The sequence below is a fragment of the Terrimonas sp. genome (assembly GCF_003075435.1).
In the GTDB taxonomy this organism is placed as follows: Bacteria; Bacteroidota; Bacteroidia; order Chitinophagales; family Chitinophagaceae; genus Agriterribacter.
The window spans coordinates 74,131-94,571 of record NZ_QCZJ01000012.1; the positions used below are offsets into that span (position 1 = coordinate 74,131).

General features: G+C 39.1%; 22 protein-coding genes. 12 read left to right on the plus strand and 10 right to left on the minus strand.

Going from position 1 to position 20,441, the window contains the following annotated elements; translation table 11 throughout:
* Positions 1-164 precede the first annotated feature (164 nt).
* Both DC498_RS14235 and DC498_RS14240 read right to left on the minus strand, forming a co-directional pair.
* A complete protein-coding gene (locus tag DC498_RS14235; protein WP_116874841.1) occupies positions 165-1,019 on the minus strand; it encodes a tetratricopeptide repeat protein in 855 nt (284 codons plus the stop codon).
* Between the two features lie 22 nt (positions 1,020-1,041).
* On the minus strand, positions 1,042-1,374 hold the full coding sequence (locus tag DC498_RS14240) for an HU family DNA-binding protein (protein ID WP_116874842.1): 333 nt from the start codon (positions 1,372-1,374) through the stop codon (positions 1,042-1,044).
* Between the two features lie 230 nt (positions 1,375-1,604).
* On the opposite strand from DC498_RS14240, the gene mutY reads away from it, so the two are divergent.
* From mutY to DC498_RS14280, 8 genes are all read left to right on the plus strand, one after another.
* Complete coding sequence (gene mutY, locus DC498_RS14245; protein ID WP_116874843.1) at positions 1,605-2,678, plus strand: A/G-specific adenine glycosylase; 1,074 nt, start codon at positions 1,605-1,607, stop codon at positions 2,676-2,678.
* A 37-nt stretch (positions 2,679-2,715) separates the two neighbouring features.
* Positions 2,716-3,147, plus strand: a complete 432-nt coding sequence (locus DC498_RS14250; protein WP_116874844.1) for a single-stranded DNA-binding protein — start codon at positions 2,716-2,718, stop codon at positions 3,145-3,147.
* Between the two features lie 91 nt (positions 3,148-3,238).
* Complete coding sequence (gene gldE / locus DC498_RS14255) at positions 3,239-4,582, plus strand: gliding motility-associated protein GldE (protein ID WP_240628018.1); 1,344 nt, start codon at positions 3,239-3,241, stop codon at positions 4,580-4,582.
* 127 nt (positions 4,583-4,709) lie between these two features.
* On the plus strand, positions 4,710-5,351 hold the full coding sequence (locus DC498_RS14260; protein ID WP_165813844.1) for a gliding motility lipoprotein GldD: 642 nt from the start codon (positions 4,710-4,712) through the stop codon (positions 5,349-5,351).
* An 89-nt stretch (positions 5,352-5,440) separates the two neighbouring features.
* Positions 5,441-5,965 carry a type II RES/Xre toxin-antitoxin system antitoxin gene (gene parS, locus DC498_RS14265; protein ID WP_116874845.1) on the plus strand — a complete coding sequence of 175 codons (525 nt, stop codon included), beginning with the start codon at positions 5,441-5,443 and terminating at the stop codon, positions 5,963-5,965.
* An 11-nt stretch (positions 5,966-5,976) separates the two neighbouring features.
* Positions 5,977-6,435: an RES family NAD+ phosphorylase gene (locus tag DC498_RS14270; RefSeq protein WP_116874846.1), complete on the plus strand. Its 459-nt coding sequence runs from the start codon at positions 5,977-5,979 to the stop codon at positions 6,433-6,435.
* A 92-nt stretch (positions 6,436-6,527) separates the two neighbouring features.
* The gene (locus tag DC498_RS14275; RefSeq protein WP_116874847.1) at positions 6,528-7,109 is read left to right on the plus strand and encodes a DUF3109 family protein; all 582 of its coding nucleotides are present in this window, start codon (positions 6,528-6,530) and stop codon (positions 7,107-7,109) included.
* Positions 7,110-7,286: 177 nt separating this feature from the next.
* A complete protein-coding gene (locus tag DC498_RS14280; protein WP_116874848.1) occupies positions 7,287-8,606 on the plus strand; it encodes a polysaccharide deacetylase family protein in 1,320 nt (439 codons plus the stop codon).
* 114 nt (positions 8,607-8,720) lie between these two features.
* Here the strand turns inward: DC498_RS14280 and DC498_RS14285 are convergent, their stop codons facing one another.
* The 7 genes from DC498_RS14285 to rlmD form a co-directional block, all read right to left on the minus strand.
* Entirely contained in the window at positions 8,721-9,299 is a 579-nt protein-coding gene (locus DC498_RS14285) for an HNH endonuclease (RefSeq protein WP_116874849.1), read from the minus strand.
* A 198-nt stretch (positions 9,300-9,497) separates the two neighbouring features.
* The gene (locus DC498_RS14290) at positions 9,498-10,088 is read right to left on the minus strand and encodes a TetR/AcrR family transcriptional regulator (RefSeq protein ID WP_116874850.1); all 591 of its coding nucleotides are present in this window, start codon (positions 10,086-10,088) and stop codon (positions 9,498-9,500) included.
* A 64-nt stretch (positions 10,089-10,152) separates the two neighbouring features.
* On the minus strand, positions 10,153-11,649 hold the full coding sequence (gene cysS / locus DC498_RS14295; protein WP_165813845.1) for a cysteine--tRNA ligase: 1,497 nt from the start codon (positions 11,647-11,649) through the stop codon (positions 10,153-10,155).
* Between the two features lie 79 nt (positions 11,650-11,728).
* Positions 11,729-12,877: an endonuclease/exonuclease/phosphatase family protein gene (locus tag DC498_RS14300; RefSeq protein ID WP_116874851.1), complete on the minus strand. Its 1,149-nt coding sequence runs from the start codon at positions 12,875-12,877 to the stop codon at positions 11,729-11,731.
* A gap of 9 nt (positions 12,878-12,886) precedes the next feature.
* Positions 12,887-13,810, minus strand: coding sequence for a rhomboid family intramembrane serine protease (locus DC498_RS14305; protein WP_116874852.1), 924 nt, complete (start codon positions 13,808-13,810; stop codon positions 12,887-12,889).
* A 36-nt stretch (positions 13,811-13,846) separates the two neighbouring features.
* On the minus strand, positions 13,847-14,563 hold the full coding sequence (locus DC498_RS14310; protein ID WP_116874853.1) for a rhomboid family intramembrane serine protease: 717 nt from the start codon (positions 14,561-14,563) through the stop codon (positions 13,847-13,849).
* Between the two features lie 152 nt (positions 14,564-14,715).
* Positions 14,716-16,137, minus strand: coding sequence for a 23S rRNA (uracil(1939)-C(5))-methyltransferase RlmD (rlmD, locus tag DC498_RS14315; protein WP_116874854.1), 1,422 nt, complete (start codon positions 16,135-16,137; stop codon positions 14,716-14,718).
* Between the two features lie 467 nt (positions 16,138-16,604).
* Here rlmD and DC498_RS14320 point away from each other — a divergent pair, with 467 nt between their 5' ends.
* On the plus strand, positions 16,605-18,191 hold the full coding sequence (locus DC498_RS14320) for a hypothetical protein (RefSeq protein ID WP_116874855.1): 1,587 nt from the start codon (positions 16,605-16,607) through the stop codon (positions 18,189-18,191).
* A gap of 49 nt (positions 18,192-18,240) precedes the next feature.
* Here DC498_RS14320 and DC498_RS14325 read toward each other — a convergent pair whose 3' ends face one another.
* On the minus strand, positions 18,241-18,678 hold the full coding sequence (locus DC498_RS14325) for a DUF6526 family protein (protein ID WP_116874856.1): 438 nt from the start codon (positions 18,676-18,678) through the stop codon (positions 18,241-18,243).
* Between the two features lie 92 nt (positions 18,679-18,770).
* On the opposite strand from DC498_RS14325, the gene DC498_RS14330 reads away from it, so the two are divergent.
* From DC498_RS14330 to DC498_RS14335, 3 genes are all read left to right on the plus strand, one after another.
* On the plus strand, positions 18,771-19,880 hold the full coding sequence (locus tag DC498_RS14330) for a Gfo/Idh/MocA family protein (protein WP_116874857.1): 1,110 nt from the start codon (positions 18,771-18,773) through the stop codon (positions 19,878-19,880).
* Positions 19,881-19,958: 78 nt separating this feature from the next.
* On the plus strand, positions 19,959-20,123 hold the full coding sequence (locus DC498_RS26195; protein WP_165813846.1) for a hypothetical protein: 165 nt from the start codon (positions 19,959-19,961) through the stop codon (positions 20,121-20,123).
* 105 nt (positions 20,124-20,228) lie between these two features.
* A complete protein-coding gene (locus DC498_RS14335; protein WP_116874858.1) occupies positions 20,229-20,435 on the plus strand; it encodes a hypothetical protein in 207 nt (68 codons plus the stop codon).
* The last annotated feature ends 6 nt before the right edge of the window (positions 20,436-20,441 follow it).

Below are 20,441 nucleotides of genomic sequence, written 5' to 3' on the forward strand. Positions count from 1 at the left end.
AAATCCAGTGGAGCAAACCGGCATCAAAACAAAAAAACTATTTGTTTTTCTTCTTATGACGATTCTTTCTGAGACGTTTTTTACGTTTGTGGGTAGCAATTTTGTGACGTTTTCTTTTTTTACCACAAGGCATAAACCGAAATAGTTTTTTGTTACTTAATAATTTATTTTAATTCCTTTATCCTTTTATCAATCGCTTGTATGGCATCAGGGTTCTGAACAAATTTCTTTCCTGCCTCATACCACTCAGCGGCTTTTGCATTTTCGCCGTGCCTTTCATATGCTTCAGCCAGTAAAAAAACAGCTTCCACATTATCAGGCTCCATTTTCACCACAGTATTCAGCCTTTCAATAGCCTTATCATACTGTCCTGTCATTATTCCACCATAACCCAGCATAAACTGTCCGTATATATTGGTGGAATCTTTACGTACTACTTCCAGTATTTTCTGGATACCTTCCATAGGAGTTGAAGCGCCGTGAGCTCCAAAAATATAGCTGCTTCCTAAACCTATTTTGCTGGAATCATTCTCAGGATTTACCTGCAACGCGTGCCTGAACAAATCCGCAGCCTGGTCAGCCATCCACACCTGCAAAGCATGCTGATCAACACTCTTTAGCTGCTTTAAATACAAATGGGCAGCAAAGGTGAGGCTTTTTTCAGAATTTTCCAATTTGGACTTTTCCCCCAGGTAATAAGCGAAAGGCTCAAAAACACGGGCTGAATCTTTCCAGAAATATGCGAGTTCGTTGTAGAGTTTAATTTTTTGTGCATTTACATCACCCCGGGTAATGCTGTTTTCCTTTGCAGTAACCCAGGCCTGCTGTTCAGGAGAGAGCCGCGACTTGGCAGTAGCAAGGATCTTTTCTGTCTCTAAATGTTCTTCATGCGAATCGCCTGTTTGCGACTGTGCTGTTGCCGGCGGCTTGGTATTATTGGGCTTGGTTCTTCCTAAAAAATAAAGGCTCAGTAATAAAACGAGCCCAGAGAACACAACAACCCATTGTTGCTTTTTCAAAATCGTTTAATTTGCCGCAAAGTTAAATGCTATCATCGGTTTCATCGTCAAAATTCTCATCAACCGGCTTTGCAGATTGCAGCTTTTTAACTTCCTGTACAAATTCTTTAGCAGGTTTAAATGCAGGTATATAATGTTCAGGAATATGAACAGCAGTATTTTTCTTAATGTTTCTTCCAATTTTAGCAGCACGTTTCTTGGTAATAAAACTGCCAAAACCGCGGATGTAAATGTTTTCGCCGTTGGCAAGATTTTCTTTTACTTCTTTAAACATGGTTTCCAATGTTACAAGAACATCCACTTTAGGAATACCTGTTTTTTCAGAAATATTGTTGATGAGATCAGCTTTTCGCATGGTATTGTTTTTATAAGTAAATGAAATTCAACGATAAGATAGCAAAAATCTTGCATTCTGTGCAAATAAACGCTACAAAAAATTTTTTTATCCCATTTATAGATAGAAGAAAACCAATTTATTGCCGCATTTTGTATTTACTATGTACTGAACGCCCCCTTTTTCAGAAAATTGTATTCCGGTTCAATAAAAACCCCGACATTTAGTTGAATAACAGGTAATTACTCCTTATGAAACCTTTTTTTACCAGTAAACTCTTAGCATGGAACCGGAAATATAATAAGCGCGCCATGCCATGGAAAGGGGAAAAAGACCCGTACAAAATATGGCTGAGCGAGATTATACTGCAGCAAACCCGGGTGGAGCAGGGCTGGGATTATTACCTGAGATTTATTGAAGCTTTCCCCACTGTAAAGCACCTGGCAACCGCACCTGAAGCACAGGTGTTTAAGTTGTGGGAAGGGTTAGGTTATTATACCCGTTGCAAAAACCTGATTGCTACTGCCAGCATCATCCATGACCGGTATAAAGGTGTTTTTCCATCTGCCTACGAAGATATTCTTGCCTTGAAGGGCATTGGCCCATACACTGCGGCGGCTATTGCGTCTTTTGCATTTAACCTGCCTTATGCCGTGGTTGACGGGAATGTACTAAGGGTAATGGCAAGAATGTTTGGCATAAAACAGCCTGTTGATTCAACCAAAGGGAAAGCGTTGCTTACTTCGCTGACCAATAACCTGCTCGATAAAAAATTACCGGGCATATACAACCAGGCCATTATGGATTTTGGCGCGGTGATATGCAAGCCCAAACTTCCGTTGTGTGATGATTGCGTAATGAAAAATGAATGTATAGCATATAATGAAGGGCTGGTTGATGCAATTCCTGCTAAAGAAAAGAAGATCATTAAAAAAGTCCGCTGGATGTATTATATAATCATCACATATAACAGCAGGGTATATATCAGGATGAGAACCGGGAAAGATATATGGCAGAACCTGCATGAGTTTGTTTTGGTGGAAGCAGAAAGCAAATTGAGCAATGAGGAAATTGCCCGGCACAATGTCATCAAACAATATATGAACAAATATAAAGGAAGCATAACCGGCACTTCAAAACACTATGTGCAGCAGCTTACCCACCAAACTATACAGGGCCGGTTTATTGAATTAACGGTTAGCCGTTTGCCGGATCTGGGCAAAGATTTTATTGCTGTTATTCCTAAAGATTTGCCATTATATGCATTTCCGAAATTTATCACTACTTATTTGCAGGAAAAAAATGTAAATTTAAGTCAGCATTGATGGTTAAGTTCTTTTGCTCGAATTAAAAACAAGTAATATGCGCGGCGTAAACAGAGTAATGTTAATTGGCAACCTTGGTAAGGACCCTGACATTCAATTTTTAGAAGGCAACATTGGTGTAGCAAAGTTTCCCCTGGCAACTACCGAAACATTTAAAGACCGTACAGGCAAACTGGTTAGCCAAACAGAGTGGCATACCGTAGTTTTATGGCGCGGTTTGGCAGAGCTGGCTCAGAAGTACCTGCACAAGGGTAGCCTGGTATATATAGAAGGCCGCCTGCGCACAAGGAGTTGGGAAGACAAGGATGGCAATCGGAAATTTGCCACGGAAGTGGTGGGCGATAATCTTATAATGCTTGATAAAAGAGTTGACGGCGTGCATGGCAGCCATCCCGGTGACCACCCGGCAGAAGGATTTAATAATGATATTCCGCCTATCGGCGATTCCCCTGAAAACATGGCATTTTAACACGAATATTTAATTTTGTGCGTTAGGTGTAGCGGGCAGGCCAATTGACCTGCCTTTATGATTAAAATTTTTCATTTAAATCCAATCAGTTTTGGACCATCATTCGGTTGTACATTATTACCTGCTTAATATAAAACCGGTATTACTGGCAGTAAATACCCAAAGCATAGCTATCCTTGGTTTTTTATTATTGATGCTTTTACTGGTATCTTTTTTTGTATCCGGCGCCGAAGTGGCTTTTTTTTCCCTCAGCTACCGCGATATCAATATGCTTAAAACAAAGCAACACCCGGCTGCAAGAAGAATTATTACCCTGCTTGACCAACCCAAACGTTTATTAGCAACTTTACAAATAGCAAATACTTTCGTAAACCTGAGTGCTATTATAGTTGCTAATGTTTTGATGGATGAGCTCCCTACCCAATCCAATGAGGTGGTAGGCTTTTTGCTTAAGCTTGTAGTGATCGTGTTTTTGCTGATGCTTTTTGCTGAGATACTTCCAAAAGTCTGGGCAACACAAAACAATATACGATTCGCTTACAGCTCTTCTTTACTCATCGAAGTACTGTATTCTTTTTTTGGCAGCATGAGCAAATGGTTTGTGAAATATACCGATGGTATTGAAAGAAGTTTTGGTGGCATAAAGCAACATCACGTTTACAATCCCGAAGATATTGACCAGGCAATAGAAATGAATGCCACGGAAAGTACAACAGAAGAAGAAAAAAATATTTTACGTGGCATTGCACGTTTCGGGCATGTTACCGTTAAGCAAATTATGCGCACACGCCTTGATGTAAGCGCTATTGAATACAGTACAGGTTTCCGGGATCTTGTAACAAAAATTGAAGAGCTGCATTATTCCCGCATACCGGTTTATAAAAACAACCTTGATGATGTGGTAGGCATTATACACAGTAAAGATGTATTGCCTTTTATAAATGAAAAAGATGATTACGACTGGCATTCTTTGATTCGCCCGCCGTATTTTGTTCCGGAGCAAAATCTCATTAAAGATCTTTTAAGAGAATTACAAAAGAAGAATACGCATTTTGCAGTGGTGGTAGATGAATTTGGGGGAACTGAAGGCATTGTAACTATGGAAGATATTATGGAAGAAATTATTGGCGATATCCGGGATGAATTTGATGATGAGGAAAGCGCCAATAAAAAATTAGATGATAATAACTTTGTATTTGAAGGAAGGATAATGATTACAGATGCATGCAAAGCAATGGGATTGAAACCAGATACTTTTGACCAGGTTAGAGGAGAGAGCGAATCTGTTGCGGGCCTTGTACTTGAGTTAGCAGGTGAAATTCCAAAAGAAAACCAGGTAATAACCATTGGTGATTTTGAATTTACCGTAACCGAAATTGAGAAGAACAGAATAAAAAAAGTAAAAATAACCATCAAAGCTCCTACCGGCCTGTGAGGGTAAGCGGGGCAATAGGCAATAGTGAATGAGCAATAGTGAAATGTAAGACGTGAAACGAAGGACCCAATAGCTCATAGCTGAAGGCTGATAGCTGACAGCTTCTCTCCTTTTTACCAAAAACTATATGATGAATCGATACCTGTTTTCCTTTGGCTTTTTGTTTTTAGCAATATTTTCCTGCAACAGCAACTATACACCCAAACCGAAAGGCTATTTTAATATAACATTCCCCGAACATCAATACCAGTTATTCAATCAGCACGGCTATCCCTATACTTTTGAATATCCTGTTTATGCCAATATTGTTAAAGACAGCGCTTATTTTGATGCCGACCCTGATAATCCATATTGGATAAATATTGATTACCCTTCATTCAATGCCAAGATTTACCTGAGTTATAAAACCATCGGCGGTAAATCAATATATAAAGTGAAAACCGGAAACGGGTATAAGGATTCTTCTTCCATAAATACTTTCGATAACCTGAGAAACGACGCTTACAAAATAACATTCAAGCATACTACCAAGGCTTCATCTATTGAAGATTCAGCATTTATTACACCACAGGGATACGGTGGCGTTTTCTTCAGGGTGGGCGGCAATGCTGCTACAGGCAAGCAGTTTTTTATAACTGATACTACCAAACATTTCTTACGCGGGGCGCTATATTTCAACGATACTCCCAATGAAGACTCCCTGAATATTGTATACGATTTTATAGGTAAGGATATGCAGCATATGATCAATACGGTTAGATGGAGATGAGGGAGACAGTAGGCATTCAGCTGTAATAAAATTTTGCCGATTAAATAGATTAGTATATTTTTATACTGAATAAGGTAAAATATTATACTATGCCAAAAATAAAACAAAACACCCATAGTAAACGGAGCCACTCAAAAAAACGTTTAAGCTCCGTAAGCGTTAATACTGCAAACCCTGCTTTGCGAATTTCAAAAGCAAATCCAATCATTTTTTCCGGCACTGTAAAAAAGCCGGAAAGCCAGATGACGCCGATGGAAAAAATGGAGAGATTAAATATTGGGATCAGCAAAAAAGACCTGGAAACATTAAAGGCGAGAACAAACCTGGATTATGATAAACTTGCAAAGCTGCTTTCCGTTACAAGGGCAACACTTATAAATAAAACCGGTGCTGGAAAATTTAATAGTGCTTTAAGCGAAAGAATGCTTGGGTTAGCGGATATATATTCTTATGGCTATGAGGTATTTGAAGATGAAGAAAGCTTTAATCAATGGATGTTCAGGCAAAATTATGCATTGGGAGGTAAAACGCCATACGAAGTATGCAATAACCAGTTTGGAAGGGAAGAGGTAAAAAATATTATCGGGAGAATTGAATATGGGGTATACTCATGAAATAAATAGCAATGATTGTATACAGGATTGGTAGGACTAAATTCAGCAAAGATATTTCCGGAGAAGGAGCAAGATTACATGGCGGCAGGTGGAATCATATTTTAACATCCTGCATTTATACTTCTGAAAGCCGGGCTCTTGCTGTTTTGGAATATACTGTAAACGTTAATATAGATGACATCCCCAGATCACTAAGCATCTCAACATTTGAAATACCTGATACCGGAATACAGGAATTAGCAATAAAAGGCCTTCCGGGTAACTGGAAAGAAGCACCAGCCCCATCTTCCACTAAAGATCTTGGTACAAAGCTTTTAAGGTCAGCCAACTCACCCATAATTAAAATCCCTTCAGCTATTATTCCCCGTGAGTTCAATTTCATCCTTAATCCACAACACCCAAACTCAGAAGACTTTAAAATTCTTGATGTGGAAGATTTTGTTTACGATGTTAGAATAAAATTGATATAGCAGTGATCAGCCATAACAGCTTTATTACTGCTGCCAGTCTTCTACTTACCACTCTTTTCTCACTTCCCCTTACCTTTACAAGAAAATAACCCGTGATAGAAATTGATAATATTCTGGTAAGTGATGATGTGGTAAAGGCACAATTTGTTTGTGATCTTATTAAATGTAAAGGTGGTTGCTGTGAAGACGGCGATGCCGGTGCACCGCTATCAAAAGAAGAAACACAGATACTGGAAGATAATTACGAGATACTTAAACCATATCTTACCAAAGAAGGCATGGATGAAATAGAAAAAAAGGGTAAGTATTATTACGACAGGTCTTTTGGCTGGGTAACACCAACCATTGATGGTAAGATATGCGCTTACGGGTATTACGATAACAAAGGCATCATAAAATGTGGTATTGAGCAGGCCTATCTTGATGGTAAAATAAGCTGGAAAAAACCTTTGACCTGCCATCTCTACCCCATCAAAACAAAGAAAACAAAAACCTACGAACTGGTTAACTATGAACCACGGGAAACGCTCTGCAGCCCGGCATGCAAACTCGGTAAAAAGCTGCAGGTGCCAGTGTACGTTTTTTTAAAAGAAGCACTCATCAGAAAATACGGGGAGGAGTTTTATACATTGCTTGAACAGATTGCCAATCAATATTATAAGGATGGAGAGTGAAGCGTTTTTCACACAAAGAAAACCAGGAATAGAAGCATAAGCGCATAACGGGCACTTCACTGCTGTTAGCATTACGTAAAATATCTTATATTATCATTTCGCAGGAAATTAAAAGGATGATTTTCCGGTTAAATTCGTTTCCTTAGTTATCATTGTAAAAACTTTGCCGCATTAAACATGCTGCTTATTTATTCCATAGAAATAAGTTCAAGACTGAAGTATATTGCCGGAACCTTATTGCATAACTTCAGCGGTATTGAAGTTTTTTATACCAGCAGCACTGAGGAATTCCGCAACTTTGATGGCGCTAAGATCAACTACTCTTTCAACCAGTTATCAGAAGATGAATTTCATATAGTTCCATCCACTTCCCTGCTTTTCGAAAATGATATCAGGGAGATCAGTATTCCTGTAAAAGAACACAATCATTATAAAGTACTTTTTCCCTGTACGCAGGGCGATCATTCATTCGACATTTTCGCGGCGTCATTTTTTTTACTCTCCCGCTATGAAGAGTATCTCCCACATCAACAAGATGAATACGGTCGCTTTGCACACACAGAAAGTATTGCTTTTAAAGAGGCATTTTTAGAACAGCCGCTCGTCAACTACTGGCTGAAAGATTTCCAGATTGTTTTGCAGTCGAGATTTCCTTTTCTTTTGTTTGCGTTGAGAAAATTCAGGTTTATCCCCACATACGATATTGATATCGCTTTTTCTTACCTGCATAAAGGTACAATACGAAATGCAGGAGGCGCAATGCGCTCTTTACTGAAAGGGGAGATTGATGACATCAAAGACCGCTTTGAAGTGATTGCGGGTAAAAAAGAGGATCCTTTTGATACCTATGAATGGCTATACGCGCTTCACCTGAAATATAACCTCAACCCCTATTATTTTTTTCTTGTGGCTGCTTCAACCGGTGAATATGACAAAAATATTGACCCGGCAATTCCGGAAATGCGGGAACTGATAAAATATCACTCTATTGGCTATAATGTTGGTGTACATCCTTCCTGGCAAAGCGGCGATAATGAAACACTACTGTATGAAGAAATAAAAATACTGGAAGCCATCATTGAACGGAAAGTTGTGCATAGCAGGCAACACTATATCCGCATGGGGTTTCCCGGCACTTACCGCAAGCTTATTGAGCAGGGCATACACAGTGAATTTTCAATGGGCTACGGAAGCATCAACGGATTCAGGGCGTCAGTCGCATCTCCTTTTTACTGGTACGATCTTGCTGCAGAAGAAATAACATCTCTGCTTATCTATCCTTTTTGTTTTATGGACGCCAATGCATATTATGAGCAAAAGCTTGCTCCGCACCAGGCGTTCACTGAAATCCGGAAATATCATGACACGATTAAGAAGGTAAACGGAACCATGATCACCATATGGCACAATAATTTCTTCGGCAGTGATAAAATGTTTGCCGGCTGGAAGGAAGTGTATGAACTTTTTCTGGAAGAAGTTGTTTACTGGGACTTATAACAGGGCAATTGATCGTTTCTTATCCTGAAATATTTTATCCGGAGTATATAAAACAATAATGCTCCCGCTATTACTGGCAGGAGCACTATACTATGGCAGGTTAATCGGTTACAATTATATCTTCACATGAGCCCAGTTCTCTTTAGTCTTTATACGGTGTATCTGCATATCAGATACATTGAATTTTTTAGCAATTGCTTTCAGGGTTTTCTTTTCTTTCAGCATTTGCTTTATCACCTTTACTTTCTTTACATCCAGTTTTGCACCCTTAACCGTTGGGTTGTCTTTCCTGTATTTTATAGCGGCTCTTACACGTGGATTTTTCCTGTTATGTGCAGAAACTTCATCTTGTGTGGCCCATTTTAAATTTGTGTATTTATTATTCTCATAGTTATGATCAAGATGAATAATAAATAGTTGTTTTGCTTTTGGCTTAGGCAGAAAATGCTTGGCTACCAGGCGATGTACCAACGCAGTAAAATATTTTCCATTAAGCTTTTTTCTCCAGATGGGGTAATTTGCCTGACGGCTTAACTTAAGGATAAACCCATCTGCCATACGTTTGTTGTACTTGATTATTCTGCCATGATTTGATATGGCATATTTATACCAGACAGCACCTTTGGTTTCATGTTCGGGCAGGTCTTTCCAGATTTCGTTTGGGAGCATTTTTACAGATTCCCTGATAGCCATGGTTTTTAGTTTTTTTTGGATTAAGAAGGGGTTAAACAATACAATCTAGTTTAGAATAGGATATGATGTTTTTCAAGGTTGTGCTGAAAGGAGAATTTCATTAACTCATATTCGTGCTGCACAGCAATAGTGGTGGGTTTTACATTGAACAGCAATTGTCCGAAGTTACAACAACATATGATATAAAGAAACAAATAATTAAATTTTCAATCCTTCCACCAAAATGATGATCATATTATCTTCAAGTTGTTCAGGAGATATCTTTTCCATTGAGCGATGCCAGGATTCTATTCCACTGACAGCATGAAGCATGATCAGCACAGCAGTTGGTGCATCTATAGGCTTAATCTGGTTTTTTTGAATGCCTTCGGTAATAATATTTGCTAAACGCTGACGGTAAGCTCTGCGCTGTACTTTGAAATTTGAAAGATAAGGTTCTGTAAGATGCCGCCACTCCCGGTCTGCCACATGTACTTCTTCATAATTATTCAGCATTTGCTGAATGTGGAACCTGAGAATAGACTTTATTTTTTCAATGGCTGTTATTTTGCTGTTTTCAATATTCTCAAGGTTTTGGGTGAGAAGATTGGCTGTCCGGAAACAGATATCCTGTAAAATCTCTGCTTTTGACTGTATATGGTTATATAAGCTGGCGGCTTCCACCCCTACCTGCTCTGCAAGATCTCTCATGGATGTTGCAGAAAAGCCTTTTTCCCGGAATAGCTTTGCAGCTTTAGCAACAATAAATTGTTTTTTTGAACTGTTACGTTGTGTTTTAATTGTGGGCATCAGTATTCTCGGTTTTATCCCCGGGTTTCTTTATAAAGCGCAGAAACATGAAATAATACTCAAATCAGTTAACAGACCAGCTTACAGTTCCGTCTTTTTCATCTTTTAAAATTATTCCCTGCCCCTGTAGCTCGTTCCTGATTTTGTCAGAAGTGGCGAAATCCTTCTTACTTCTTGCCTCTTTTCTTATCTGGATAAGCAATTGTAATACACCTTCAAGCAACGAGTTATCTCCTTCCTTCTCATTTTTTAATCCGAAAATATCAAAAAGATACACCTTAAATTTATGCTGCAAAAGCTCAAGCGTTTGCTTACTGATGCTGGTTAAAGGCAGATGTCCGTTTTTTAAAGAATTAATTACCGGCACAAGCTCAAACATATTCGCCAGCACTTTCGCGGTATTGAAATCATCATTCATTGAGTCATCAAAACCATTGATCAGTTCAATAGTTCGCTTTTCAAGCTCTTCATCAATTTCACTATCGCCTGTTCCGGTATATGTCAATTTGTTGAGATTATCGTACGCCTCCCATAGTCGCTTCAATCCTTTCTCAGCTGCCTGTAATGCTTCATTACTGAAATCAAGCGTGCTTCTGTAATGTGTTTGCAGCATAAAAAAACGAACCGTCATAGGTGCATAAGCCTTTTCCAAAAGTGGGTGATCGCCTGTAAATAACTGGTGAGGTAAAAATCCATTCCCGGCGCTTTTACTCATTCTGGCCCCGTTTACTGTGAGCATATTGGTATGGAGCCAATAGTTTACCGGGCTGGTATGATAACAAGCCTGCGATTGCGCTATCTCGTTAGTATGATGTGTAGCTGCCAGGTCCATACCTCCGCCATGTATATCAAACTGGTGCCCGAGATATTTTCCGCTCATAGCTGAGCATTCAATATGCCAGCCCGGAAAGCCCATTCCCCAGGGCGAAGGCCATTGCATTAAATGTTCTGGCTTGGCTTTTATCCATAAGGCAAAATCAAGGCGTCCTTTTTTCTCATCCTGACCGCCTAATTCTCTTGTGCCTTCAAGCAGGTCTTCCAGCTTTCTGTTGGTAAGAATGCCATATGGCTTTTCCTTGTCGTATTTTTCTACATCAAAATAAACAGTGCCATCTACCACATAAGCATAACCATTTTCAATGATCTGCTTTACCATTTCAATTTGCTCAGATATATGCCCCGTAGCTGTAGGTTCAATGGTTGGTGGAAGGTTATTGAAAAGCTCCATCACTTTATGAAATCCCAGTGTATATTTCTGTACTATTTCCATAGGCTCCAGTTGCTCAAGCCTGGCTTTTTTTGAAAATTTATCATCGCCTTCATCCCGGTCTCCTTCAAGATGCCCTGCATCAGTAATGTTTCTTACATACCGAACCTTATACCCAAGATATTTAAGATAGCGGTATATTATATCGAAAGAAATAAAAGTGCGGCAATTTCCAAGGTGCACATCGCTATATACTGTTGGTCCGCATACATACATGCCAACATAACCGGGTGTAATAGGCGTAAATACTTCTTTTGTTCTTGTAAGTGAATTATAAACTTTTAATTCAGACATAATTTTCGATGTTGTATACAGATATCTGCAAATATAAATGGAATAAATGGAGGTATATAACTCAGCACTAACCGGCGTTTTATTTCTGCAGTGCCACGTCAGCAACTACCGGAAAATGATCAGAGAAAACCTTTGGTATACGGTCGCATTGCAGTATTTTAAACCTGGGGTCTGCAAAAATATAATCAATGCGAAGGGTAGGAAGCTCTCTCATAAACCCGGAAGAAAAGCTATAGTATGTTTGACCGAAGCCAAAATTACTGGCTATAAAGGCATCTTTTTTATCCCCTTTTATTGAAAAATAGGTATAAGAGTTAGGAACGTCATTTAAGTCGCCGCAGAATATTTCCGGGTGTCTGCTTGAATCAAGCTTACCACGAATAAACTCAGCTTGTTCCCCTCTTCTTTCAAACGCGTATCTCATTTTCCTGAAAATGTTTTTGGAAGCATCAAGACGCTCAGAAGGGTCATTCTTTATTTTGGAGATATCCTCGTATTCCCTCTCTTTAAAACCAAAAGATTGCAAATGCCCTGTATACACACGTATAGTATCTTCTTTAAAAGCAATGTCTGCAGATAAAAGGCTTTCTGTAACGTCATCCTTTGCCAGCGAAAGAGAAGCTTTTGAAGTATCTACAATGGGGTATTTTGAAAAAATAACTGTTCCTGAAAAGAAATGACGATACTTTACCTCGTCTTTTGAAAAATAATAATAGGAGTAACCCATATCTCTTGTAAAATGCCAGACGCTGTTAAAATATTTGCCGGAATCTACTGTAAAAAATTCCTGCATGGCCAAAACATCCGGATCGTATTCTTTAATTAAATCAAGCATTTTCATCTGGTGAATGCTTAATCCCGGCTTTTTAAACTTTTCATCAATTCTTGCAAAGCTCCGCACATTCCATGTCATTACCCGCAGCGTATTTTCCTGCTTTTTATTCTTGTCAAAACTTTTGCCTATGTGAAAGGCAAATACCGCTAATATGCTTTTCCAGCCAATAATAAAACATAGCGCTGCCAATATGCACCACTTCGGTTTTACAAAAAGCCAAAAAAAGAAAAAGATCGTAAGTGTAATAAGGATATAGGGGAACATCAAACCAATAAACCCAAACAACCACCACCTGAAAGGATTAAAAAAAGGTGAGAGGCAGCCTACAAGAAAAGAAATACAGATACAGATGTATATAAAGACCAATAAGCGTCTGGAAAATTTTCGGATCATTTATTTCGATTATAGGTCTTCTTCTGCCGCACGACGGAGTATATCCTTTTCTTCTGCAGTAAGGTTATTGTATCCTTTCTGATTGATTTTATCAAGTATTTCATCAACCCTGGCCTGATTTAAATTAGGTATTTTGCTATATGGCTCCCGCCCCTGGGTATCATAAAAAACTTTTGATCTTTCTACGTAATGTTTGGGCGCTTTGTCGGGATTAAACAAATCAAATATCCAATTATACATTCTGCTCATCCATGCTCCGGTATCATACCCTTTATTAAGAAGCCATAAAAATAAAAATCCTGTTCCGGCGGCTCCCAGCTCTGCTCCATATGCTGCAGGATTACCGAATGTTGTGCCTGTAAAATTTATTACGGCATATATAACCGTTAGTATCCAAAGCGGAATTCCTCCATTTAAAAGCGGGAAAATGCGGTACCCGGGGGCTGTAACGGTGGCGGCTATAGCAATCGCCATAACAGAGCAATTGGCTCCTGCTAATACCATTTGAGGTGCGTTTACAGCAAAAGCTGGCACCAGGTTGCTGCACAGCAGGTAAACAACAGCACCGGCAATACCGCCATAAATATAGAGTGGTACTAATTTTTTGCCACCAAGCAAAGACTGTACAATATATCCAAATGCCCAAAGCCACAGCATATTGGCAATAAGGCTCCAGATATCTGTATGGGAAAACATGAACGTTATCAAAGTCCATGGCCGGGATGGTAGTTTTGCAGCATCGGCAGGTAGTACGAACCAATCCGATATCTGTACTGTAAATAAACCTGCTTCCAGGCCTGAAATCAGGTAAACAGACCGGATAAAGAAAAGAATTGTTGTAATAAGTACATTAATAATGATAACCTTTACCAGCGCGTCATTATCGGCCCCGAAAAAAACCCTGCGCGTCTTTGTTTGTTGAAGCACTCCCATTCCTTACATTTTACAGGCTATAATAACATAAATTTACTAATAAAATTTTCTACGGTTGGTTTTATTCCAATATAATACCAACAAAAAGCCGATCAACGCTCCGCCTAAGTGCGCCCAATGCGCAACATTGTCGCCGGCAGAGTTTTGAATACCAAGTATCAATTCCATAGCCCCGTACATAATTACAAACCATTTGGCTTTTATAGGGATGAAAAAGTATAAATAAATAAGACTGTTAGGGAATAAGTAGCCAAATGCTGCCAAACAACCAAATACCGAGCCTGACGCCCCGAGTGTAGAGGTATTGATTTGTATGTACATTTGCTTCAGAGCCTCAAGCTGAGCCCCCTCACCCAGGGATGCTATTTTTTGATATGTATCACGTATCAACATTTCGTTTTCATAGTATAATACTCCAAGATGTAACGCGCCGGCACCAATACCACAAAGCAGGTAGAATATTAAAAATTTTTTAGGACCCCAATAGTTCTCAAGGGTACTTCCAAACATCCACAAAGCGAACATATTAAACAAAATATGTTCAAAACTTCCGTGTAAAAACATATACGAAATCAACTGGTGCGGTTTAAAATACACCGAATGAATATCATGCAATGCAAAATATTTTTCAATGGAAAAACCTGTTGATCCCTCAAATGCTTTTTGAGCTAAAAAAACCAGCGCATTTATTATCAGTAAATTCTTTACTATCAATGGCAATACCTGGAAACCTCTCGGACGGAATTCTGTCATAATCTTTCCAAAATTAGATGCGAATTTAAACCATGAGGCAGAATTATCAACCCCATATATCCTAAATCTTAACCAATAATCTGTTAACTATAAACACTCAGCAATTTTGCAACAATCTGAAATACCAACACCTTACACCCTATACCTTACCCCTATCTCAGCCTTAATTGCGCTACATTCTCAATATGATGGGTATGAGGGAACATATCAACCGGTTGAACCCGGGTAACTTCATAATAATCATTCAGCAATTGAAGATCCCTTGCCTGTGTAGCTGTATTACAGCTTACGTAAACAATTCTTGGCGCTTTTATTTCAATAAGCTTTTGCACCAGTTTTTCGTGCATACCGGCCCTTGGGGGATCAGTAATGATCACATCCGGCCTTCCGTGCGCTGCAAAAAAAGCATCATCACAAATATTAATAACATCACCTGCAAAAAATGAAGCATGATGCACATTGTTCAGCCGGGCATTCTCTTTCGCGTCTTCAATGGCTTCGGCTATCACTTCTACGCCTATAATTTTTTTTGCCTGCGCACTTACAAATATGCCAATGCTGCCTGCGCCGCAATACAGGTCGTATACCACTTCGTTGCCGGTTAATGCCGCAAAATCTCTGGTAATCTGGTATAGTTTTTCTCCCTGCCTGCTGTTGGTTTGAAAAAAAGACTTCGGACCTATTTTAAACCTGTAATTTTCCAGTTGCTCGGTTATAAATCCTTTTCCATAATAAGCTACAGGTTCAAGGTCGTGAATACTATCATTTTTTTTGGGATTAATAGTATAAAGCAATGTAGTGATTGCAGGAACTGCCTTAAGCAGGTGATCAAATAACACCTGCTGTTCTTTTTTATCTTCATAACCCAGGCAAATATTTACCATCACTTCGCCGGTTGTACATACTCTTATAACCAGGGTACGCAGCCAGCCTGTATGATTTTTGATATCATAAAAAGCATATCCCCTTTCAATAGCAAATGTTCTAATGGTATTTTTTATGAGATTGGACGGTTCATCCATCAGGTGGCAGGTATGTATATCAATCACCTTATCAAACAGCCTGGGTACATGAAAGCCCAGCGCAGGAACATCTTCTTTTTTTTCGCCTGAGGCATCCATTACTCTCAGTTCTTCCCAGGTTTTGTACCGCTTATTACTAAAGGTAAATTCAAGCTTATTTCTGTACCGTGTATTGCTGTTGCAGCCGAGAATAGGCGAAATTTCAGGTAAGGTAATTCTGCCGAGTCTTTTGAGATTTTGTACCGCTTCGTTTTGTTTATATTCTAATTGCCTCGAATAGGGCAGCATTTGCCATTTACAGCCGCCGCATGTTCCAAAATGTTCACAAAAAGGATCAACCCTGTCAGAAGAATAAGATTGAAAATGAATGGCTTTGCCCTCCGCCCAGTCTTTTTTGCTTTTAGAAAGCCGCACATCCACGATATCTCCGGGCACTGCCCCCTCAATAAAAACAACCTTCCCGTCTATTCTCGCCAAAGATTTGCCTTCGGCGGCATAATCATCCACTTTAATACCCTGTAAAACCTGGTTTTTATCTCTGCGTTTGCTCATTCCGGCAAAAATAGGGGTAGTTAAATGAAGAACCCATTGGAAAACATAAAATAACCGGAATTTGGCAAGACCCCGAATTTGAGATTCTTTAAAAAGAAAGAAAAAAATTAAGAAAAAGTTAATACTTTTTAAAAAACATGGTTATATTTGACCCCTACAAAAGAAAAAAGGTCTTCTGTAGAAACAGATGACCTCTAACGATTGCTTGCCATATGAAAATTCTTAATAAGTCTTTTTTCTGTAAATGATGGCAACTTTTTGCTATCATTTGGATGCCTCTAACTCACTTGCCACTTGCCATTTTTTTCTCACGATTTGCTTGCCTTTTCTCTTTTTCCGTTTGACAATGTAAAAGTAATACGCGTTTTTATGCTGTACAAAACAACTTGTTCGTAATTTTATCATGCCAAAAGGGTTGTAGAACCTATGAAACCCTTACTGGCATTGAGTTTTAGGAAAAAATTATTATGACGTCCAACAGTTTTACAGATGCTTTATTTCAGCTTGTTCGTTCTTTAGAAAAGTCGGAAAAAAGGCATTTTAAGCTATATATAAAGAGGAGCTCGGGAAAAGAGGACCTTAAAATCATTCAATTATTCGATGCTTTAGACAAGCTTCCCGAATATGATGAGAAGATATTATTGAAAAAGCTGAAAGGTGTTACCAAACCTCAATTGGCTAATTTAAAAACACATCTTTACAAGCAGCTTTTAGCCAGCCTCCGTTTACTGAAAACAACAGAAAATACAGATCTCCAGTTGAGCGAGCACCTGGATCATGCCCGTTTATTATATAACAAAGGGCTTAAGATCCAAAGCCTGAAAATACTGGAGAAAGCGAAAGAATTAGCCAAAGCCAACCAAAAATTTAATTTTCTTGCACAGGTTATCTCCCTGGAAAAGAAAATAGAAACACTACATATAACAAGAAGTACGCTTGAAAAAACCGAACAGCTGTCTGTAGAAGCAGTAGATATCAGTGAACATATTGATCGTGTTACAAGACTTTCAAACCTTGCGTTGTTGTTATACCGCTGGTATGTTAAATACGGGCATGCCCGCAACGAAAATGATGAAAAAGATATAAAGGCTTTCTTTAAAAGCTATTTGCCCCAGGATATAAACGCAGTAAATGGGTTTTACGAAAAATTATATTTATACCAGAGTTATTGCTGGTATGCATTTATTCGCCAGGATTTTTTGATGTATTACCGTTACAGTGAAAAATGGATAGAATTATTTGATGAGCACCCTACTATGATTACTGTAGAAACCGGGCACTACGTAAAGGGGATGCATAATTTGCTGAATGCGCATTTTGATTTGCGCAACTACCGCAAATTCCAGGGCACCATACGCAAGTTTGAAAATTTTGCGAAAACACCTGCGGCTACGCATCATGATAATTTTCGCGTGCATACTTCTATATACATCAACATTGCCAAATTAAACTGGCATTTGATGGTTGGAACATTTAAGGAAGGTTTATCACTTGTGCCTGAAATAGAAACTAACCTTAAAGAGTATGCGCTGTTTGTTGACCGGCACAGGATTCTTGTTTTCAATTATAAGATAGCAACGCTATATTTTGGAGCAGAGCGTTATTCAGAATCTATTGACTACCTGCAAAAAATCATACATGGCTCACAGGATCTGCGCCACGACCTGCAATGTTATGCAAGAGTGCTTCATTTAATGGCGCATTATGAGCTGGGTAATTATGATATTATAGAATCGCTGATAAAATCGGTATATCGTTTTATGGCGAAAATGAAAAACCTGACTGTTGTTGAAGAAGAGATGTTCCGCTTTTTAAGACGCTCATTTAATGTTTCGCCACGCCAGTTAAAACCGGAATTGGAAAATTTTCTTGAAAAGATAAAGCATCTTGAAAAGAACCGTTTTGAAACACGTGCTTTTGCATATCTCGATGTTATTTCGTGGGTTGAAAGTAAAGTGTATGGCAAATCGCTTGCTGCCATCATTCATGAAAAACATATGCGCAGTGCAAGAAGCGCTGTTCCGCAAAAGAAATTACTGAATAAAGCATCCTGATGGTTAACAGGTTTCCAACCTTCCCTAGGTTGGGAATCATCCGGAAAAGTTAAACACGCATAAGATCAGGCGCCCAGTTTTTGATAGATTCTTTTATCTGGGTTGGAGGAAGCTTATCTGCAAGTGTGCGTTGTATCAAATCCTCCAGCTCTTCATCTGAGGCAAAGCGTAAAGCGGCCAATTGTGCAAAGCTGATTTTATTTTCAATGTCTTCCAATCGTTTGCCGGTAAGTTGAAAATATCTTAACCGCATTTCAAGCCTTACTATCCTGTTTTGTAAAGTGAGTGCATAGTGTTGCCGCATCATAAAACTTAACCATCCTGTTAATGTAACCAGCAAAGCAATTATTAACCATGAGGCATTATTTGCATCATCAGTAAAATATTTATAGAGTGCTGTGCCAAGCAGTATTGCTATAACAGGATAAAAAACAAAATGATGAGGCGGATAATAGCGTATATGATTTTTATAGCTCTGGTGTTGCATGATAATGTTTTAAAGGTATGTCGCAATATACCAACTATAATAATTAACTTCCCTCATAACTATTATTTATAGCCGAATAAAAATAAGATCATATGAATACCCGTCGCGATTTTTTGCAAAAAATATCTATGGGACTTGGCGCTGCCGCATTGTCGCCATTAATGAGCCAGGCTTCATTTTTTTCAGCCAATAAAATTCCCGGGCGGAAATTAAATGTTGCATTAATGGGATTAGGTGGTTATGCAGGCATAGTGGCAAGAGCAATGAAGCAATGCCAGATGGCGACTTTAACCGGCATTGTTACAGGCACACCTTCCAAAATAGATAAATGGAAAAAGGATTATAATATAGCGGATAAGAATATTTACAATTATGATAATCTGCAAAATATTGCGAAAAACCCGGATATAGATGTTGTATATATTACAACGCCCAATTCATTGCATCAGAAGCATGTATTGCAGGTGGCGGCAACAGGTAAACATGTTATATGTGAAAAACCCCTGGCTGATACTGCCCAGCAGGCAAGGGAAATGATTGCAGCCTGCAAGAAAGCCGGCGTAAAATTTTATGTAGGATACAGGTTGCATTTTCAACCGCATACCCGCGAAATAATCCGTATGCGGCAGGCTGGCGAGTTTGGTAAAATAATGCATGTAAACAATTATATGGGGTTTCGCATTGGCGATCCCACACAATGGCGGTTGAAGAAAGCGCTTGCCGGCGGCGGCGCCATGATGGATGTGGGTGTATATGCGCTTAATGGCGCCCGCTATGCAACCGGTGAAGAACCAATATGGGTTACGGCACAGGAAGCAAAAACCGATCCCGTAAAATTTGCTGAAGTTGACGAGACGGTTACATTTCAGCTCGGCTTTCCCGGCGGCGCAATAGCGGAATGCGGTACTACGTATAATTTCAACAATTTTGAAAGACTGTATATGATCGGAGAGAAGGGTTTCGCAGAACTAAGCCCTGCATTTGGTTATGGACCAATTAAAGGCAGAACGCATTTAGGCGAATTACAGATACAGGACGTAACACACCAGGCGGCGCAGATGGACGGGCTGGCTGATTGTATATTGAACGGCAAGCCCGATCCCAATATGACAGGTGAAGAAGGATTGAAGGATATGATCGTAATTGATGCGGTATATGAATCCATCAGGAAAAACGGGCAGAAGATTTTGATCAATCAATAATGTTTAATAAGGCAGCATCTCGCCGGTTTGCCAAAGCGTGGTATAATAGTTGGATTATCTCTGCTTAAAACAGGGCATATGAAAACATTTATATCAGTGTTGCTCATCCTTTGCACTAGCTTTTTAACCAGTTGCAGCGCTGTTGAAACAATTTTTAAGGCAGGCATGTGGTGGGCGTTCTTTCTTGTTGCACTGGTAATTATCCTCATCCTCTGGATTGTATTTAAAGCAAAAAAAGATTAGCCGAAACTTTTCAGCAATACGGGGTATGTATTCCCCTTTCATTGCCCGACCTTAAGGGCAGGGCAATGAAAGGGATAGGAGATATTCATTAAATTAATTGTACCAATGAAAAAGAATAAATCATCTGAAAAAGGAGGCAAGGCTGATTTTCCGGATATAAAAAAAATAGAGAAGAAAATACAGACCGGAAACCGGAAGAAAATAATTGAAGTACCTGATCGTGATACAGATGATAAGCCAAATACGCTATCCCCAATAGAAATACCCGAAAGAAAAGAAGAGGATGAAGCTGAGCAGCCTGGTGATAAATAATGTCGT

Excerpts from the sequence above, each read along its gene's own strand:
- DC498_RS14310 (WP_116874853.1), bottom strand. The coding sequence starts at position 14,563 with ATGACAGAATTCCGTCCGAGAGGTTTCCAGGTATTGCCATTGATAGTA.
- DC498_RS14285 (WP_116874849.1), bottom strand. The coding sequence starts at position 9,299 with ATGGCTATCAGGGAATCTGTAAAAATGCTCCCAAACGAAATCTGGAAA.
- DC498_RS14270 (WP_116874846.1), top strand. The coding sequence starts at position 5,977 with ATGATTGTATACAGGATTGGTAGGACTAAATTCAGCAAAGATATTTCC.
- mutY (WP_116874843.1), top strand. The coding sequence starts at position 1,605 with ATGAAACCTTTTTTTACCAGTAAACTCTTAGCATGGAACCGGAAATAT.
- parS (WP_116874845.1), top strand. The coding sequence starts at position 5,441 with ATGCCAAAAATAAAACAAAACACCCATAGTAAACGGAGCCACTCAAAA.
- cysS (WP_165813845.1), bottom strand. The coding sequence starts at position 11,649 with ATGTCTGAATTAAAAGTTTATAATTCACTTACAAGAACAAAAGAAGTA.
- DC498_RS14250 (WP_116874844.1), top strand. The coding sequence starts at position 2,716 with ATGCGCGGCGTAAACAGAGTAATGTTAATTGGCAACCTTGGTAAGGAC.
- DC498_RS14280 (WP_116874848.1), top strand. The coding sequence starts at position 7,287 with ATGCTGCTTATTTATTCCATAGAAATAAGTTCAAGACTGAAGTATATT.
- DC498_RS14320 (WP_116874855.1), top strand. The coding sequence starts at position 16,605 with ATGACGTCCAACAGTTTTACAGATGCTTTATTTCAGCTTGTTCGTTCT.
- DC498_RS14240 (WP_116874842.1), bottom strand. The coding sequence starts at position 1,374 with ATGCGAAAAGCTGATCTCATCAACAATATTTCTGAAAAAACAGGTATT.
- DC498_RS14300 (WP_116874851.1), bottom strand. The coding sequence starts at position 12,877 with ATGATCCGAAAATTTTCCAGACGCTTATTGGTCTTTATATACATCTGT.
- DC498_RS14290 (WP_116874850.1), bottom strand. The coding sequence starts at position 10,088 with ATGCCCACAATTAAAACACAACGTAACAGTTCAAAAAAACAATTTATT.
- DC498_RS14335 (WP_116874858.1), top strand. The coding sequence starts at position 20,229 with ATGAAAAAGAATAAATCATCTGAAAAAGGAGGCAAGGCTGATTTTCCG.
- DC498_RS14330 (WP_116874857.1), top strand. The coding sequence starts at position 18,771 with ATGAATACCCGTCGCGATTTTTTGCAAAAAATATCTATGGGACTTGGC.
- rlmD (WP_116874854.1), bottom strand. The coding sequence starts at position 16,137 with ATGAGCAAACGCAGAGATAAAAACCAGGTTTTACAGGGTATTAAAGTG.
- DC498_RS14260 (WP_165813844.1), top strand. The coding sequence starts at position 4,710 with ATGATGAATCGATACCTGTTTTCCTTTGGCTTTTTGTTTTTAGCAATA.
- DC498_RS14305 (WP_116874852.1), bottom strand. The coding sequence starts at position 13,810 with ATGGGAGTGCTTCAACAAACAAAGACGCGCAGGGTTTTTTTCGGGGCC.
- DC498_RS14325 (WP_116874856.1), bottom strand. The coding sequence starts at position 18,678 with ATGCAACACCAGAGCTATAAAAATCATATACGCTATTATCCGCCTCAT.
- DC498_RS26195 (WP_165813846.1), top strand. The coding sequence starts at position 19,959 with ATGAAAACATTTATATCAGTGTTGCTCATCCTTTGCACTAGCTTTTTA.